Origin of the sequence: Polymorphobacter fuscus, from assembly GCF_011927825.1 — a bacterium.
GTDB classification, from domain to species: Bacteria; Pseudomonadota; Alphaproteobacteria; order Sphingomonadales; family Sphingomonadaceae; genus Sandarakinorhabdus; species Sandarakinorhabdus fusca.
Map to the genome: position 1 here is coordinate 292,325 of NZ_JAATJI010000001.1, position 17,068 is coordinate 309,392.

Consider the following 17,068-nt stretch of genomic DNA (forward strand, 5'->3'; position numbering starts at 1 on the left):
TTCCCTTCAGATGGCGATGGCGCCGGTGGTCAGGCCATAGACGGCGTAGATGGCGGCAAGGCAGATGGCGGCGAAGATCACCCAGTCCGATGGCTTGTCGAACACGGGCTTGTCCTGTTCGCGGCGGGCCATGACGTAGAGAATGGTGCCGGGGGCAAACAGCACCGCCGACAGGACGATGAATTTCAGCCCGCCGGCGTAGATCATGAACAAGGTGTAGGCGACAGCGGCGCTGGACAGCAGCAGGTCGCGGCGGCGCTCCTCCGGCCGCACGTCATAGGTTTCGCCGCGCCGCGCGATGATCAGGCCATAGGCGGCGACGAACAGATAGGGGATGAGCGTCGTCGCGCTGGTCAGGTTGAGCATCAGCGCAAAGGCATCGCGTGACCAATAGGTGGTGATGACGATGGTCTGGATGATGGCGCTCGTCACCCACAGGGCGGTGACGGGGACGTTGTTCTTGTTCACCCGGGCGAACATGCGCGGCATGTCCTTCGACTTGCCGGCGGCGAACATCACCTCCGCACAGATCAGCGCCCAGGCGAGATAGGCGCCAAGAACCGAGACGATCAGCCCGATCGAGACGAAGATCGCGCCCCAGGGGCCGACAACGGATTCGAGCACGCCGGCCATCGATGGCTGGCGCAGCCCGGCGATGTCGGCCCGTTGCAGCACGGCGAAGGGCAGCAGCGTGACCAGCACCATCAGCGCCGTGACGATGATGAAGCCGCGGATGGTCGCGGTTCCCACATCCTCGCGTTCCTTGGCAAAGCGCGAATAGACGCTGGCGCCTTCGATTCCGATGAACACGAACACGGTTACCAGCATGGTCGCCTTGACCTGCTCGAACAGCCCGGTGGTCAGGTCGCCGCCATAGAAGTTGAAGCGGAACAGGTCGGCCTGGAAGGCAACGAAGACGAGGACGAGAAAGGTCAGGATGGGGATGATCTTGGCGACGGTGACGACCGAGTTGATGAACGCCGCCTGCTGGACGCCGCGCAGGATGAGAAAGTGGAAGCTCCAGATGCCGACGGAGGCGAAGGCGATGGCGATGGCGGTGTTGCCATCCCCGAACATCGGGAAAAAGGCGCCCAAAGTCGACTTGATCAGCACCCAATAGGAAACATTGCCGATGCAGCTGCCGATCCAGTAGCCGAATGCCGAGATGAAGCCCGGATAATTGCCGAAGCCCTCGCGCGCATAGGCGAAGACGCCGGCGTCGATATCGGGCTTGCGTTCGGCGAGCGCCTGGAAGACCCGCGCCAGCATGTACATGCCGGTGCCGGCGATGATCCAGGCGATGACGGCGCCCAGCGGCCCCGTCGCCTGGGCAAAGGTGCGCGGCAGCGAGAAGATGCCGGCGCCGACCATGCCGCCGACGACCATCGCCGTCAGCTGGAGGACCGACATCTTCTGATCCGGCGTGCCTTGTTGCGCCACGCGTTCCCCCCCTGATGCCTTGGCTCGTTACTGGCCGCAAACGGCTCTTTTCGAACACTTGCTTAAGGCTATACCGGTCGATAATCTTTTGCCAGTTGGAAAGATGCGGATGCGGACTACCAAACTGTCGCGGCGATGATGCGTGTTTGCGCGGCGATGGCGCTGGTCTTCGCAGCCGCGCCGGCGGGCGCCGCCGTGTTGACGGCGCCGTTGCAGGCGGCGCTGCGCTATTGGCAGGCCGGCGAATATGCCAGCGCTGTGCAGGCCTTCGAAACGATCCTGTGGCTCGAAGACCTGCCGCCCGACGTACATGGCCAGGCCGACAGCTATGCGGCCGTCGCCACCGAATATCTTGCCGGCCGCACCGTGCTGCCCAGCGGCTATGGCATCGCCGGCGTCGGGCATTATCGCGAGAACAACAGCATCGCCGGGCGCGGCGAGGCGCGCGACCTGTTCGCCGGGCTGCGCGCCGGCGGCCGGGTCAATCTGGTGTCGAGCAGCGCCCTGACGATCAACGCGTCGGTCGATTATCGCTACCGCCGCTACGACCATGCCGACCGGCGCGACGATTCCGACCTGCGCTGGAGCCTGGGCGGATCGCGGCCCATCGGGCGCACCGGCTGGGCCTTTGGCGCGCGCGGCTGGTTGAGCGCGCGCGGCGACGGCGTCACGCGCAGCGATGCCGGGGTGTTCACGACCTTCCGGTTTCGCGAGGGCAAGGGCGACCAGTTCGAGATCGGCGCCGAGCTGCGCCGCCGCGCCTATCCCTATGGTCCGCTGCGCTACCGAACGCGCGATATTGTCGAGGCGACGGCAAGCTGGACCCATGCGCTGGCCGGCGGCCGCGCCAGCGTGGGGCTGGCGGCGCACGGCGGGCGCGTGTTCCCCGACAGTGCGATGCCGGACGGAGCATCGGGCTTCATCGGCCTCTCGCCCTCGGTGAACGTGACCGTTTCGGAACGGATCGGTGCCTATGTCTTCGGCTGGTGGCAGAATGATCGCTACGCCGTCGAGCGTTTCCTGTCCGACAGCAGCGATGCGGTCACGGGCCAGGCCATGCGCAACGACAATCTGTACGAAGTCGGTGGCGGCATGACCTGGAACTTCGCGCCGGGTTGGGAGCTCAACCCCGGCATTCTTTACGTCCGTGATCGCAGCAACATCGTCGGAGTGAACTACAGCGCGACCGAGTTCACCCTCAACCTGCGGCGGGATTTCTAGGCCGTGGCTGTCGCGCGGCCCGGCGCCGCCACAGGCTAGAATTTGGCGCGATAAGTCGCGCCTGCGCCGGGGTTGCTCAGGCGTTCGGCGTGATCAGATATTTCTCCCCCGTGGCACGCCGGTTGTAGCCGGTGATGGCGGGCAGGCCGAGTGCTTCGGCGAGGGTGATGCGGGCCGTGTAGTGGCTGGCGAAGGTCGTCGTTAGTTCGGCGGCGACACGGTCGCGCAGCGCCTGCGCGTCGGCGGCGCCGATCTTCTGCAGGAACGGGAACAGCAGCCAGCCGCCGATGCCCCACGCCATGCCGAAACCGCGGTTGAGTTCGGTGGGGCCGGTGTCGAGCCCGCCATAGATATAGACCTGTTTGTGAACCGCCGATCCGTAGCGGCTATATTCCCTGGCGGTCTTGTTGACGGCGATTTCCATGGCGGTGAGGATCTGCCCCGCCAGCTTGCCGCCGCCGATCGCATCGAAGGCGATCGTCGCGCCGGTTTCGACCAGCGCGGCGACGAGCGCGTCCATGAAGCCGGGCTGGCTCGAATCGACGACATGGGCGGCGCCAAGGTCGCGCAGCGTTGCCGCCTGCGCCGCGCTGCGGACGATGTTGATGAGCGCAATGCCGTCCTTGATGCAGATGCGGTTGAGCATCTGGCCGAGGTTGGAGGCAGCGGCGGTGTGGACGAGCGCCTTGTGGCCCTCGCGGCGCATGGTCTCGGTCATGCCCAGCGCCGTCAGCGGGTTGACGAAGCACGATGCAGCGGCTTCGGCGTCGACGCCATCGGGCGCGACGATGGCATCGCGGGCGCGGACGGTACGGAACTGGGCGTACATGGCGCCGCCGATGATGCCGACGGTCTTGCCGACAAGATGCTCGGCGCCTTCGCCGGCGGCGACAACGACTCCCCCGGCCTCATTGCCGACGGGCATCGATTCGCCGACCCGCGCGGCCATCGCCCGCATGAGCGCGGGCGGGATCGGCGCCGTGACGACCGGGCGATCGGGCGTGCCGGCGACCGTGGCCGCGGTCATGTCGGCGGCGCCGAACAACAGCCCGATGTCGCTCGGGTTGATCGGTGTCGCATCGATGCGGACGAGGATTTCGCCGGCGCCGGGAGCAGGGGTCTCGACCTCGGCAAGCGAGAGTTCGAGCGTGCCGTCGGCGGTGACGAGCGAGCGCAGTTGCAGCATGGTGGAACCTTCCCCGGGTGTCTGTTTTTCCGCCGCCGGGTACACCCTGACCCGGCGTGCTGGTCCGTTGCTTGGCCGCAGCGGCCGCCGTCACATGTCGGGCAGCTTGAAACCCGGCGGCAGCGGCATGCCGGCGGTCAGCTTGTTCATTTCGGCACTGCCGGCCTGGTCGGCCTTGGCCTTGGCGTCGTTGAAGGCGGCAACGACGAGATCCTCGAGCATTTCCTTGGAATCGGCGGTCAGCAGCGACGGGTCGATGACGACGCCGATGATGCGGCCGCGCGCGGTGGCGCGAACCCGGATCAGGCCGCCACCGCTGGCGCCTTCGACCTCGATCACGTCGAGCTGGGCCTGGGCCTTGGCCATTTGCTCCTGGACGCTTTGGGCGGCCTTCATCAGTTCATCGAGACTGGGCATGCTGGGTCCTTTCGTCAGGGTCGAAGCCGATGATTTCGGCGTCGGGGAAAGCGGTGAACAGGGCCGCGACGGTCGGGTCGGCGCGGGCATTGTCGATACGGGCCGCGGCGGCAGCCTGTTCGGCCTCGCGCAGTGTTGCGGCACCGCCCGACGCGACGAAATCGACCGTCCAGGTGGTGCCGGTCCATTCGGCGAGGCGCTTGCCGATCAGCGCCAGCTGGTCGCGAGCGGCGTGCGGCGGACTGGCCAGCGTCATTGCGCCCGGCGCGAACCGGACAAGGCGCAGCTCGTCGGTCAGCATATGGTGCAGCCGCGCCTCGTTGTGCTGGCGGAACAGCGCGACCAGCGACGGATAGTCCTGCGGCAGGCCCGGCGCTGCCGGGGCAGCGGGCGGCAGCGGCAAGGTGGCGACGGGAGTGGGGGCCGGGGCGGGCGCCGCGGCCGACGTCGGTGCCGACAGGGTGGGGGCGGGTGCCGACGGGGCGGGAGCGGGGGCCGGCAAGGGCAGGGCGCCCGCGCCGGATTCGGTCAGCCGCCGGACCAGATTGGCGGGGTCGGGAAGGTCGCTGGCATGGATCAGCCGCAGCAGCGCCATCTCGGCAGCCTGCAGCGGCACCGGCGCCGACTGCACCTCCGCCAGCCCCTTCAGCAGCAGCTGCCACAGCCGGTGGAGTGCCGGAAAGGACAGCCGCTCCGCCCAATCGGCGATCATCGCCTTTTCCTCGACACTCAGCGCCGGGTCATCGGCCGGCGCCAGCCGGGCGCGCGTGACCGCATGCACCAGATCGAGCAGTTCGCGCAGCAGCATTTCGGGGTCGAGCCCCAGGTCATATTGCGCGGCAATGGCCGCCAGCGTGCCGGGCGCGTCGCCCGCGAGCGCCAGCCCGAACAGCCGCCGCACCGCGCCGCGGTCGGCAAGCCCGAGCATGTCGCGCACCGCATCGGCGGTCACTTCGCCGCCCGAATGGGCGATGGCCTGGTCGAGCACCGACAGACCGTCGCGAACCGAGCCTTCGGCAGCGCGGGCGATCAGCGCCAGCGCCTCGGGCTCCGCCGTCGCGCCCTCGGCCGTGACGATGGCGGCGAAATGCGCGACCAGCGTGTCGGCGGGAACACGGCGCAGGTCGAAGCGCTGGCACCGCGACAGCACGGTGACCGGGATCTTCTGGACTTCGGTGGTGGCGAAGATGAACTTCACATGCGGTGGCGGTTCTTCCAATGTTTTCAAAAGGCCATTGAAGGCCGGCTTCGACAGCATGTGAACTTCGTCGATGATGTAGATCTTGAACCGTGCCGAAACGGTGGCATAGCGCACCGCCTCGATGATCTCGCGGATGTCGTCGATGCCGGTGTTCGACGCGGCGTCCATCTCGATGACGTCGATGTGGCGGCCGGCGGCGATCGCGACACAGGGTTCGCAGACGCCGCACGGCGCGATCGTCGGGCCGCCCTGGCCATCGGGGCCGATGCAGTTGAGTGCCTTGGCGATGATACGCGCGGTCGACGTCTTGCCGACCCCGCGCACGCCGGTCAGCAGCCAGGCCTGCGCCAGCCGATCGCGGGCGATGGCATTGGCGAGGGTTTTGACCATCGCGTCCTGGCCGAGCAGCGTGTCGAAACTGGCCGGCCGGTATTTGCGCGCCAGGACGCGATAGGCGGGTGCTTCCGGTGCCGCGGCGGGCGGCTCCATGCCGGGGAAGGCGAGGTCTGTGTCGTCGGCCATGACGGGGGTTTAGCCGGTTGGCGGGACGGGTGCGAGCGAATAGCTTCGCCCGATTTCACGACCATGCGATGGCAGCATACCTCCCCCCGCCGGGGGGAGGTCGGACTCGGCGCAGCCGAGCCGGGAGAGGGGCCGGGTGGGGGCGAAGGAAGCAGGGGGCATGGGCGAAGCCCATGCGGACGTCAGACGCGATCGGCTGGCGAAGGGCCAGCCGCCGCGCTGGCCGCGCTTGCGCCTGTCGGCGCGCGGCACGCGCGCTCGCGGCGCTGCGCGGTGGGAGCCGGGAACGACCCAGTGCGAAATCGTTGCGGCTGCTTCCTTCCGGACCTGACCGGGTTGGCGAAGGCACTGCCCGCCCGACTCCCGCGGCGCATATGGGGGATTGTTCCTGCGAGGGCAAGCGTCAGTCGCTGGTCAGCACCGTCAGTCCCTTGCCGGTGCTGCCCGAGATGACGCCGCCGTCGGTGGCGAGCAGGGTGGTGCCTTCGCCGACGACGTTGCGCAGATTGGCGTAGAATTGCGGCGGGATCTTCACCATGTTGATGGCGTTCTGGTCGACATTCTGGCCCTGGCGCGTCTGATAGCCGGGCATGCCGAGATAAACCCATTTCGAATTGCCATTGGCGTCGCGCCCGGCCCATTGCGCGGCGCGGGTGCCCATGTCGAAGCCCTTGGGGACGACGATACGGCTGCGGCCGATCTCGATGCCGTTGCGATAGACGATGATGCGTTCGCTGTTCGTCGACACCACGATCGTCACCGGGCCGGTCGGCGATGCATCCGGCGTCCAGCGCGAAATCTCGTCCCCGGTCAGCGGGTTGGTGCGCGGGTCGGCGGGCTGGCCCTTGTAGTTCACCGGCGCGATCAGGGCATTGTCGACGACCGTTTCCGGCTGGGCGATCGGCCCCTTGTCGTCGGTAACGACGACGGTCATGCCCATGGTGCTGACATCGAACAGCAGCTTGGAAAATTCGAGCGGCATGCGGACACAGCCATGGCTGGCCGGATAGCCGGGCAGGTTGCCGGCGTGCAGTGCGATGCCGTCCCAGGTCAGCCGCTGCATATAGGGCATGGGGGCGCTGTTGTAGAGGTTGGACTTGTGGTCCTTGCTCTTTTGCAGGATCTGGAAAATGCCGGTCGGGGTGGTCTTGCCGGGCTTGCCGGACGAAACGGTGGTGACGCCGATGCGAACCCCGTTGCGATAGACGAAGGCAAGCTGCGACTTCAGGTCGATGACCACCATGATCGGGCCTGCCGGCGCAATGCTGGCGTCCCAGATCCACTGGCCGGGCTTCAACTGCGACACGGGCGTGTCGAACGCCGCCGAACTGGTCGCGCCGGGGGCCAGCGCCAGCACCGGCGCGATCGCCGCGGCGGCGAGGAGAGCGGCGATGAGCAGGTGTCGCATGGCGGGGCGTCCCGGTTGTGGCGTTGCCCGCTATGCCGCTACCGCCGGCTCATGTCCACGGCGCCGGGAGGCATGCGGACGGTCAGGCTGCCGATGTCGGGGGTCAACCGGATCTGGCACGCCAACCGCGAGGCGCGCGATGCGCCGACGGCGAAATCGAGCATGTCCTCCTCCTCGTCCGACGGCGGCGGCAGCTTGCCGGCGTCGTCACCCGAGATGAGGACATGGCAGGTCGAACACGCCATCGCGCCTTCGCAAGTGCCTTCCAACGGTTGGCCATGGGCCTGGGCGAGTTCGAGCAGCTGCTGGCCGGGCGCGGCGGTGACGGTGGCTTCGTGGGTGCCGTCGGCAGAGACGAAGCGGATCTGGGTCATGCGGCCTCGGTGGACAGCCGCGACACCGCGGCGGTGATTTGTTGCGCTGCACTATCAACATCTGAAGGAAGAGTGAAGCGGCCAAATCCCAGCCGCAGCGAAGCGCGCGCCTGGGCATCGGACAGCCCCAGCGCCGTCAGCACATGGCTGGGCCGGCCGGTGACGGCGGCGCACGCCGACCCCGACGACAGGGCAAGCCCGTGCAGATGCGCCAGCAACGGAATGGTGGTGCCGGGAAACCCCAGGTTGAGGTTGCCCGGCCAGCGGGCCGTGCGGTCGCCGTTGACGGTGAACGGCACGGTCAGGCCGGCGAGCAGCCGGTCGGCAAGCATCGCCGCATGGGCAGTGTCGGCGGCCATGCGATCGCCGGCGATGCGCGCCGCGGCACCCAGCCCCACGATCAGCGCCGTCGGCAATGTGCCCGACCGGCCGTCTTCCTGCCCGCCGCCGTGCATCAGCGGAGTCAACATCGTGAACGGGCGGCGGTAGAGCGCGCCGACGCCCTTGGGGCCGTAGATCTTGTGCGCCGTCAGCCCCAGGAGGTCGATGCCCATGGCGTCGACATCGATCGCGATCTTGCCGAACGCCTGCGCCGCGTCGCAGTGCATCACGGCGCCGAAGCCATGGGCGATGCGGGCCATGTCGGCAATCGGCTGGATGACGCCGATCTCGTTGTTGACGAGCATGGCGGAGACGATGGCGACATCCTCCCCCATGGCGCGTTCGAGGTCGCCGAGGTCGACACGGCCGTCGGCGCGCACCGGCAGCACGGTGAGATGCGCGCCGAGCGACGCCAGATATTGCGCGGTCTCAAGGACGCAGCTGTGCTCGGTGGCCAGCGTCACGATGCGCCGCCGGGTCTGGCCGGGGTGGGTCATCAGGCCTTTGAGCGCCCAGTTCGCGCTTTCGGTGGCCCCGGAGGTGAAGGCGATGGTTTCGGGTCCGGCCCCCAACAGCGCGGCAACGCTGTCGCGCGCCGTCTCGACCGCGGCCTTGGCCTGATAGCCCCAGAGGTGCGCGCTGTGCGGATTGCCGAAGCCGGCGACGCCCCAGGGCTCCATCGCGGCGGCGACCTGCGGGTCGAGCGGCGTGGTGGCGCCGTAATCGAGGTAGATGGGCACGGTCATGCCGCGTGCCTGTCCCGGGCGCCGGCCATCGCCAGCCAGGCGGCGGCAAAGGCGTCGATGTCGCTCCCCAGCGTGTCCGGCCCCAGGCTGACCCGGATCGCCTCGCCCGCCGCGTCGCCAAGGCCCATCGCCGCAAGGACATGGCTGGCATGGACCTTGCCCGATGAACAGGCGGCGCCGGCGCTGACCATGATGCCGGCAAGGTCGAGTCGCATCACCTGGGTGGCTGCGGCGACGCCGGGAAGCGCGATGTTGCTGATGTTCGGCAGGCGCGGCGCACCGGCGCCGTGGATGGTGGCCGCGAGCCGCGCTTCGAGCGTTTCCCGCAGGACGGCCACGCGATTCCAGTCGGCCGGGCTGTCGATGGCGGCGGCAAAGGCGGCGATGCCGGGCAAATTGGGGGTGCCGCCGCGGTGGCCGCGTTCCTGGCCGCCGCCGCGCTGCACCGGCGTCAGGCCGGCCGGGTCGCGGGCGATCAGCGCGCCGGTGCCGGGGACGCCGCCCAGCTTGTGCGCCGAAATGGCGACAAAATCGGCGTGCGGCAGCGGCAGCTTTCCGGCCGACTGGACGGCATCGACGAGCAGGCGGCTGCCGGCGGCGGCGACCAACGCGGCGACCTCGGCGATCGGCTGGACGACCCCGGTCTCGTTGTTGGCGTGTTGCACGGCGACCAGTGCCGGCCCGGCCGCCAGCAGCGCGGCGAGCGCGGCAAGATCGATGACGCCGTCGGCATCGACGGGGACCAGCGCGGCGTCCGGGCGGGCGGCGAGCACGGCGCTGTGTTCGGTGGCGCCGGCGAGCACGCGTTGCGGCGTGTTGAGCGCCAGCGCCAGCGCCTCGGTGCCGCCGCTGGTGAAGATGATGGCGTCGGCGCGGCAGCCGGCCCAGGCGGCGATGCGGTCGCGCGCGGTTTCGACGATGCCGTTGGCAGTGCGGCCGCCCGAATGGACCGACGACGGGTTGCCGACCACCGCGGCGGCGGCGGCGAGGGCGGCAATCGCCTGCGGCCGCGCCGGCGTCGTGGCGGCGTGATCGAGGTAGATGCGGCTTTTTATTGCGAATTCGGCCATCGCCCTCATATAGGGGATGAGGCGCGTGCTGCGCCACCAGCTTGATTTGCGGAATTATCCATGCCCGAAGTGATTTTTGCCGGCCCCGAAGGCCGTCTCGAAGGCCGTTACCAGCCCGCCAGCCGGCCGCGCGCGCCGGTCGCGATCCTGTTGCAGCCGCACCCGGCGCAGGGCACGATGAATCACCCGATCGTCATGGCGATGTACAACAGCTTCGTGCGCCGCGGCTTTGCCACGCTGCGCTTCAACTTTCGCGGCGTCGGGCGCAGCCAGGGGACGTTCGACAATGGCATCGGCGAGTTGAGCGACGCCGCCTCGGCGCTCGACTGGATGCAGCAGTACAACCCCGAAGCGCACACGACCTGGGTCGGCGGTTTTTCCTTCGGCGCCTGGATCGGCATGCAGCTGCTGATGCGCCGCCCCGAGATCAAGGGCTTCATCAGCATCGCCCCGCCGGCGAACATGTACGACTTCACCTTCCTGGCGCCATGCCCGTCGAGCGGCATCATCGTCGATGGCGAAAATGACGAGGTGGTGACCGGCGCGTCGGTCCAGAAGCTCGTCGACAAGCTGAAGACCCAGCGCCACATCACCATCGACCATGCCACCGTTCCGGGAGCGAACCATTTCTTCCAGCACGAGATGGACGATCTGATGAAGGTGGTCGACGGCTATCTCGACCGGCGGCTTGCCAACGGCGGACGCTAGGCGTGCGACCTCGACGCCTGTGATTTCCCGGCCTTGGCGGTTGTGAACCTGGCGGAACCAACCTATTCAGGCGGAGTTTAACGGCGCTCGGCTTGAGTGATGACCGAACGAGAGCGAGTTGCTGATTTGATCCCGATGTCGCCGCGTCGCCCAGCGATCGCCCTGCTTTCCTTTGCAGCGGCATTGGCCGTCAGCGGCTGCGGCGCCGACACGTCGTCCAAGCAGCGTGGGCCCAAGGGGCCGCCGCAGGTCGGATATGTCACGGTCGCGCGCAGCAGCGTGCCGCTGGTCACGGAACTCGCGGGCCGGGTCACGGCGTTCGAAATGTCGGAAGTCCGCCCGCAGGTCGCCGGCATCGTGCGGGAGCGCCTGTTCACCGAAGGCGCTGTCGTGCGCAAGGGACAGACGCTGTATCGCATCGATCCGCGCCTTTATGCAGCGACGGTCGACCAGGCACGCGCCAACCTGGCGTCGGCGCAGGCCACGGCGGAGGCGGCGCGGATCAGTGCCGGCCGGCTGCGGCCGCTCGCCAAGATCGAGGCGGTGAGCGCGCAGGATCTGACCAATGCCGAGGCGACGTCGCGCCAGGCCGATGCGGCGGTGGCGCAGAACCGCGCCGCCCTGGAAACCGCGCGGATCAACCTTGAATTCACCACGGTGCCGGCGCCGATCACCGGGCGGATCGGCCGTTCGCTGTTCACCGTCGGGGCGCTGGTCACGACCAGCCAGGCCGATCCGCTGGCGGTCATCCAGCGGCTCGACCCGATCTTTGTCGACATGCAGCAGTCGAGCGCCGACCTGCTGGCGTTGCGGCGATCGCTGGCCAGTGGCGGCATCGCCCCGACCGTCGCCAAGGTTCGGCTGATCCTGGAAGACGGCAGCGATTACGGCATGACCGGCACCGTTCAGTTTGCCGAGGTCATGGTCAATGCCAGCACCGGCACCGTCACCCTGCGCGCCAAATTTCCCAACCCGCGCGGCGTGCTGCTGCCCGGCATGTTCGTGCGCGCGCGCTTTGCGCAGGGCGTCGACCGGGGTGCCATCTTGGTGCCGCAGGCGGCGGTATCGCGCGATCCCAAGGGCCAGGCATCGGTGTTCATCGTCGGGCCCGACAACAAGGCGATCGACCGCACGGTGACGGCGGCGCGGGCGCAAGGGCCGGACTGGGTGGTGACCGCCGGCCTCCAACCGGGTGATCGCGTCATCGTCCAGGGCACCGCCAATGTGAAACCCGGCGCCGTGGTGCGGCCGGTGGCGGCCGATACCCCCCAGAAGATCGTCGTGCCGGCGAAAAAGCCGAGCTGATGTCGCGCATTTTCATCGACAGGCCGATCTTTGCCTGGGTGCTCGCGATCATCGTCATGCTGGCGGGGGTAGGCGCCATCCTGTCGCTGCCGGTGGGCCAATATCCCGATGTGGCACCGCCGCAGGTCAACATCCGCGCGACCTATCCCGGCGCGTCGGCCGAAACCATCCAGAACAGCGTTACCCAGGTCATCGAACAGCAGCTGACCGGGATCGACGGCCTGCTCTATTTCAGCTCCTCCTCTTCCTCGCGCGGCCAGGTGTCCATTTCGGCCGTGTTCGACAAGGGCACCGACCCCGACATCGCCCAGGTGCAGGTGCAGAACCAGGTGCAGCAGTCATTGGCGCGGCTGCCGCAGCAGGTGCAGCAGCAGGGGATCCGGGTCACCAAGTCCAACCCCGACTTCCTGATGATCGTCGCCATCTACGACGAGACCGATCGGCTCAATCGCAGCGACATCTCCGATTATCTGACGACGAACCTGCAGGATACGTTGGCGCGCGTCGAAGGGGTCGGCGATGTCAACGTCTTCGGTTCACCCTATGCGATGCGGATCTGGCTCAACCCCGATCGGTTGACGAGCTATGCCTTGATGCCCGGCGATGTCATTACCGCGATCCAGAACCAGAACACCGAAGTCGCCGCAGGTGAACTCGGCGGCCAGCCCCAGCCGGCGGAGCAGATGCTCAACGCCACCGTCACCGCGCAGGCGCGCATGCAGACCCCGGAGGAATTTCGGGCCATCATCCTGAAAACCCTGCCGAGCGGCGCGACCGTTCGCCTGCAGGACGTCGCCCGGATCGAGCTCGGCGCGGAAAGCTATGCGTCCAGCAGCCGCGTCAACGGCCATTCCGGCGCGGGCCTGTCGATCTCCCTGGCGCCGGGGGCCGATGCGCTCAAGACCGCCGAACTGGTCAAGGCGGTCGTCGAAAAAGCCGCGCCGGCGTTTCCGGCCGGGCTGAAATTCGCCTATGCCAACGACACCACCGCCTTCATCAAGCTGTCGGTCGATGAAGTCGTCCAGACGCTGTTCGAAGCCATCGTCCTTGTCATCATCGTCATGTTCGTCTTCCTGCAGAACTGGCGCGCGACCCTGATCCCGACCATCGCTGTTCCCGTCGTGCTGCTCGGCACCTTCGCGATTTTCTACCTCGCAGGCTTTTCGATCAACACGCTGACATTGTTCGGGCTGGTGCTGGCCATCGGGCTGCTGGTCGATGACGCCATCGTCGTGGTCGAAAACGTCCAGCGGCTGCTGGAAGAGAACCCCGAGATGACGCCGCGCGAGGCGACGATCCAGTCGATGGAGGAAATCCAGGTGGCGCTCGTCGCCATCGCTATCGTGCTGTCGGCCGTGTTCCTGCCGATGGCGTTCTTCGGCGGGTCGACGGGAGTCATCTATCGCCAGTTTTCGGTGACGATCGTGTCGGCGATGGTGCTTTCGGCGCTGGTGGCGCTGATCCTCAGCCCGGCATTGACGGCTACCCTGCTCAAGCAGAAGCCGCCGGAGGGCGAGGCGCCGAAGGGCTGGGCGGACCGGCATTTCCCGCGCATTGTCGCGGCCGCCGAGGGGCTTGGCGATGGTTTCAACCGGCGGTTCGACCGCGCCACCGACCAATATGTGACCGCCGTCGACGGCATCATCAACCGCAAATGGCTGTTCCTGGCGATCTATGCAGCGGTGGTTGCGCTTTTGGTGCTGTTGTTCGTGCGGCTGCCGACGAGCTTCCTGCCGACCGAGGACCAGGGTTCGGCGCAGTTGCAGTTCCGTTTGCCGGCGGGGGCGACCCAGGGGCGGACCGAGCAGGTGCAGCTCGCTGTCGAAAATTATTTCCTGACGCAGGAAAAGGCCAATACCAGCGTCATCCTGACGGTCGCCGGCGGCGGCGGCGGTGGTGCCAGCGGCCAGAACACCGGCCAGGGCTTCCTCAATTTCGTGCCATGGGACCAGCGTGAGGGCTCTGAAGACAGCGCCGACGCCATCGTGGCGCGCGCCAGTGCCGCCTTTACCAACTTCCGCGATGCCCAGGTCTTTGCGCTGGTGCCGCCGGCCATCCGAGGGCTCGGCCAGTCCAACGGCTTCACCATGCAATTGCAGAACAGCAGCGGCATGACCCGGGCAGAGTTCATCGCCGCGCGCGAGCGGCTGCTCGCCGCCGCCACTGCCGATCCGATGCTCACCGGAGTCCGCCTCGGCGAACTGCCCGACATCGCCACGCTGCAGGTCGATATCGACCAGCAGAAGCTGTCGGCGCTCGGATTGACGCAAGGCGACGTCAACACGACGCTGTCGACCGCCTGGGGCGGCCGCTATGTCAACGATTTCGTCGATCGCGGCCGGGTCAAGCGTGTCTTCGTCCAAGGCGATGCCGAGTTCCGCGCCGAACCGGACAATCTGGCGCAATGGTTCGTCCGCGGCTCCGGCGGCCAGATGGCACCGTTCAGCGCCTTTGCCCGGACCAGCTGGTCACAGGCGCCAACGACATTGTCCCGCTTCCAGGGCATCCCGTCCTACGAATTCCAGGGGCAGGCGGCGGCCGGGGTAAGCTCGGGCGACGCGATGGCACGGATGGAGGAACTGGCGCGCGAAATTCCCGGCACAAGCGTCGCCTGGGCCGGGCTGTCGTTCCAGGAACGGCTGTCGTCGGGGCAGGCGCCGCTGTTGTACGGCCTGTCGCTTGTCGTCGTCTTCCTGTGCCTTGCCGCGCTTTACGAAAGCTGGTCCATCCCCATCGCCGTCCTGCTGGTCATCCCGCTCGGGCTTGTCGGCGCGGTCTTTGCGGTGACGCTGCGCGGGCTTGAAAATGACGTCTATCTGCAGATCGGCCTGCTGACGACGATGGGTCTCGCCGCGAAGAACGCCATTCTGGTCATCGAATTTGCCGAACGCGCCGAAAAACAGGGCAAGCGGGTCATCGATGCAGCTCTGGAGGCGTCGCGGCTGCGGCTGCGGCCGATCCTGATGACCAGCCTTGCGTTCATTTTCGGCGTGCTGCCGCTGGCGCTGTCGACCGGCGCCGGTGCCAACAGCCGCATCGCGATCGGCACCGCCGTCATCGGCGGCATGCTGACCGCGACGATCCTCGCGATCTTCTACATCCCGCTGTTCTTCGTGCTGGTCCGGCGGACGGTACGCGATGGCTTCCACCGGCAGCCGCCGAAGGTCGCAGCCGCATGAGGCCCGCCCTTGCCATGGCCCTGCTGCTGGCCACCGCCGGCTGCTCGATGGCGCCGAAATACGAGCGGGCGCCGCCGCCGGTGCCGGCATCGTGGCCGGCGGGCGATGCCTATCTGCGCCAGTCCGAAGCGACCTTGCCGACGGTCACCTACCGCGACGTGTTCCGCGACCCGCGGCTGCAGGCGCTGGTTGAATCGGCGCTGCTGAACAATCGCAACCTGCGCGTCGCCGCCGCCAATATCGCGACGGCGCGGGCGCAGTTCCAGGTGCAGCGCGCCAGCCTGTTTCCGCAGGTCAACGGCGGCGGAAATTACACACGATCGCAGACATCGGGGGCGGGTACCGGCACCGGCGGCGGCTTTGCGCGCTCGGGAACGACCTTGTCGGCCGATATCGGCATCAGCGCCTTCGAGATCGATCTGTTCGGCCGGCTGCGATCGCTGTCGGATGCCGCGCTCAACCGCTATTTCGCCACTGAGGCCGCGGCGCGCGCGACGCGGCTGACGCTGGTCGGTGACATTGCCGATACCTGGCTGCTCTATGCCGCCGACCGCAGCCTGTTGCAGGTGGCGCAGGATACTGTGGTCAGCGCGCGGCGCAGCGTCGACCTGACCGAGGCCCGGTTGCGCGGCGGCATCGCGCCGCGGACCGACCTTGCCCAGGCCCGGCAGATCCTCGGCCAGGCGGAAGCCGATGTCGCCGCCCAGACCACGCTGATCGCGCAGGATGTCAACGCGCTGCGGCTGCTCGTCGGTGCCGACATCGATCCCGCACTGCTGCCCGATTCGATCGCCAGCGCCGGGTCGACGGTGGCGCCGCTGCCGGCCGGACTCGATTCGACCATCCTGCTGCGCCGCCCCGATATCGTGCAGGCCGAATATACGCTGCGCGCCGCCAACGCCCAGATCGGCGCCGCCCGCGCGGCGCTGTTCCCGACCATCTCGCTGACCGGCGTTCTCGGCTTTGCCAGCAACGCCTTGTCGTCGCTGTTTCAGGGCGATGCCTTCACCTGGTCGGTGGGGCCGGCGATCAATTATCCGATCTTCCGTGCCGGCGCCGGGCGCGCCAATGTGCGGGTCAGCGAGGCGCAACGCGATGCGGCGCTGGCCAATTACGAACTGGCGATCCAGGGCGGTTTTCGCGACGTGGCGGACGCGCTGGCGCGGCGCGGCACGCTGGCGGCGCAATTGTCGGCAGTCGATCGCCAGGCGGAGGCTGCCGCCGATACATTCCGCCTGACCGAGGCGCGTTATCGGGGCGGCATCGATACCTTCCTCGCCAGCCTCGACGCGCAGCGGTCGCTGTATGCGGCGCAGCGGACGCAGGTGAACACGCGGCTGGTTGCGGCGAGCAATGGCGTCGCGCTCTACCGGGCGCTCGGCGGCGACGCGCTGATCGATTCGGCGCCCGACGGATCGGCGCCGACGACACCCTGAAATCGCGCCGGCGCCGCCCGCCGGCCGCCGACGCGCGGCAACCCGATGAAATCATGGATGCCGATGGCGGTGCGCGGCGCCATTTCGGCTTGCTGCATTCGTGGATGGTTGCGCAACCAATCGCTCTCCGCGCGCAGTGGCTCGCGGCACGATTCCGGACGCGGATGCGATGGCACGATGCCGCGGCAGGGCTTGCTCGCGATGCGCGTCTGCTCGACCGCAGCCTTCGGCAAGGCCAGGTCCAGAACGATAAGCCATTGAAACATATACACCACGACAAAGCGCGTCTCTGTCCGGTCTCGCATGTTGGGACCGTGGCATCGGCGCAACAAGCCGGCACATTTGTGACGAGCGAGTATTGATAGCGCTTGATTTGGTCCGCGGTTGCGCGCAGCTTTCGTGATAACGCTACCAAAAACAACACCGGGGCGTCGCGCAACGGGGGCCTTCAGGGCGCCGCACGAGGGGAGAGAT

At 67.8% G+C, this 17,068-nt stretch carries 14 protein-coding genes and 1 other RNA gene; 5 read left to right on the forward strand and 10 right to left on the reverse strand.

The window, feature by feature from the left end:
- Positions 1-6: 6 nt before the first annotated feature.
- Entirely contained in the window at positions 7-1,410 is a 1,404-nt protein-coding gene (locus tag GGQ62_RS01425) for a basic amino acid/polyamine antiporter (RefSeq protein WP_152576822.1), read from the reverse strand.
- 165 nt (positions 1,411-1,575) lie between these two features.
- On the opposite strand from GGQ62_RS01425, the gene GGQ62_RS01430 reads away from it, so the two are divergent.
- The gene (locus tag GGQ62_RS01430; RefSeq protein ID WP_152576821.1) at positions 1,576-2,661 is read left to right on the forward strand and encodes a hypothetical protein; all 1,086 of its coding nucleotides are present in this window, start codon (positions 1,576-1,578) and stop codon (positions 2,659-2,661) included.
- A 76-nt stretch (positions 2,662-2,737) separates the two neighbouring features.
- Here GGQ62_RS01430 and GGQ62_RS01435 read toward each other — a convergent pair whose 3' ends face one another.
- From GGQ62_RS01435 to GGQ62_RS01470, 8 genes are all read right to left on the reverse strand, one after another.
- The gene (locus GGQ62_RS01435; protein WP_152576820.1) at positions 2,738-3,847 is read right to left on the reverse strand and encodes a zinc-binding dehydrogenase; all 1,110 of its coding nucleotides are present in this window, start codon (positions 3,845-3,847) and stop codon (positions 2,738-2,740) included.
- 90 nt (positions 3,848-3,937) lie between these two features.
- On the reverse strand, positions 3,938-4,264 hold the full coding sequence (locus GGQ62_RS01440) for a YbaB/EbfC family nucleoid-associated protein (protein WP_152576819.1): 327 nt from the start codon (positions 4,262-4,264) through the stop codon (positions 3,938-3,940).
- Complete coding sequence (locus GGQ62_RS01445; RefSeq protein WP_152576818.1) at positions 4,248-5,987, reverse strand: DNA polymerase III subunit gamma/tau; 1,740 nt, start codon at positions 5,985-5,987, stop codon at positions 4,248-4,250. Before GGQ62_RS01445 ends, GGQ62_RS01440 begins: the two co-directional genes overlap by 17 nt.
- Positions 5,988-6,258: 271 nt before the next feature.
- Positions 6,259-6,353: signal recognition particle sRNA small type (ffs, locus tag GGQ62_RS01450), an RNA gene on the reverse strand.
- Positions 6,354-6,390: 37 nt separating this feature from the next.
- Positions 6,391-7,395, reverse strand: a complete 1,005-nt coding sequence (locus GGQ62_RS01455) for a L,D-transpeptidase (protein ID WP_152576817.1) — start codon at positions 7,393-7,395, stop codon at positions 6,391-6,393.
- A gap of 38 nt (positions 7,396-7,433) precedes the next feature.
- Complete coding sequence (locus GGQ62_RS01460) at positions 7,434-7,769, reverse strand: 2Fe-2S iron-sulfur cluster-binding protein (protein ID WP_152576816.1); 336 nt, start codon at positions 7,767-7,769, stop codon at positions 7,434-7,436.
- Positions 7,766-8,896 carry a cysteine desulfurase family protein gene (locus GGQ62_RS01465; RefSeq protein ID WP_152576815.1) on the reverse strand — a complete coding sequence of 377 codons (1,131 nt, stop codon included), beginning with the start codon at positions 8,894-8,896 and terminating at the stop codon, positions 7,766-7,768. Before GGQ62_RS01465 ends, GGQ62_RS01460 begins: the two co-directional genes overlap by 4 nt.
- The gene (locus tag GGQ62_RS01470) at positions 8,893-9,966 is read right to left on the reverse strand and encodes a cysteine desulfurase family protein (protein WP_153401080.1); all 1,074 of its coding nucleotides are present in this window, start codon (positions 9,964-9,966) and stop codon (positions 8,893-8,895) included. The genes GGQ62_RS01465 and GGQ62_RS01470 overlap by 4 nt, the downstream gene beginning before the upstream one ends.
- A 60-nt stretch (positions 9,967-10,026) precedes the next feature.
- On the opposite strand from GGQ62_RS01470, the gene GGQ62_RS01475 reads away from it, so the two are divergent.
- From GGQ62_RS01475 to GGQ62_RS01490, 4 genes are all read left to right on the forward strand, one after another.
- The gene (locus tag GGQ62_RS01475; protein WP_152576814.1) at positions 10,027-10,674 is read left to right on the forward strand and encodes an alpha/beta hydrolase; all 648 of its coding nucleotides are present in this window, start codon (positions 10,027-10,029) and stop codon (positions 10,672-10,674) included.
- A gap of 135 nt (positions 10,675-10,809) precedes the next feature.
- Positions 10,810-11,979 carry an efflux RND transporter periplasmic adaptor subunit gene (locus tag GGQ62_RS01480; RefSeq protein WP_152576813.1) on the forward strand — a complete coding sequence of 390 codons (1,170 nt, stop codon included), beginning with the start codon at positions 10,810-10,812 and terminating at the stop codon, positions 11,977-11,979.
- Entirely contained in the window at positions 11,979-15,158 is a 3,180-nt protein-coding gene (locus tag GGQ62_RS01485) for an efflux RND transporter permease subunit (RefSeq protein ID WP_167649425.1), read from the forward strand. Before GGQ62_RS01480 ends, GGQ62_RS01485 begins: the two co-directional genes overlap by 1 nt.
- The gene (locus GGQ62_RS01490) at positions 15,155-16,594 is read left to right on the forward strand and encodes an efflux transporter outer membrane subunit (RefSeq protein WP_152576811.1); all 1,440 of its coding nucleotides are present in this window, start codon (positions 15,155-15,157) and stop codon (positions 16,592-16,594) included. Before GGQ62_RS01485 ends, GGQ62_RS01490 begins: the two co-directional genes overlap by 4 nt.
- On the opposite strand, the gene GGQ62_RS01495 is transcribed toward GGQ62_RS01490, so the two are convergent.
- The gene (locus GGQ62_RS01495; RefSeq protein WP_167649426.1) at positions 16,525-16,860 is read right to left on the reverse strand and encodes a hypothetical protein; all 336 of its coding nucleotides are present in this window, start codon (positions 16,858-16,860) and stop codon (positions 16,525-16,527) included. The two genes, GGQ62_RS01490 and GGQ62_RS01495, sit on opposite strands and share 70 nt — an antisense overlap.
- Positions 16,861-17,068: the final 208 nt, after the last annotated feature.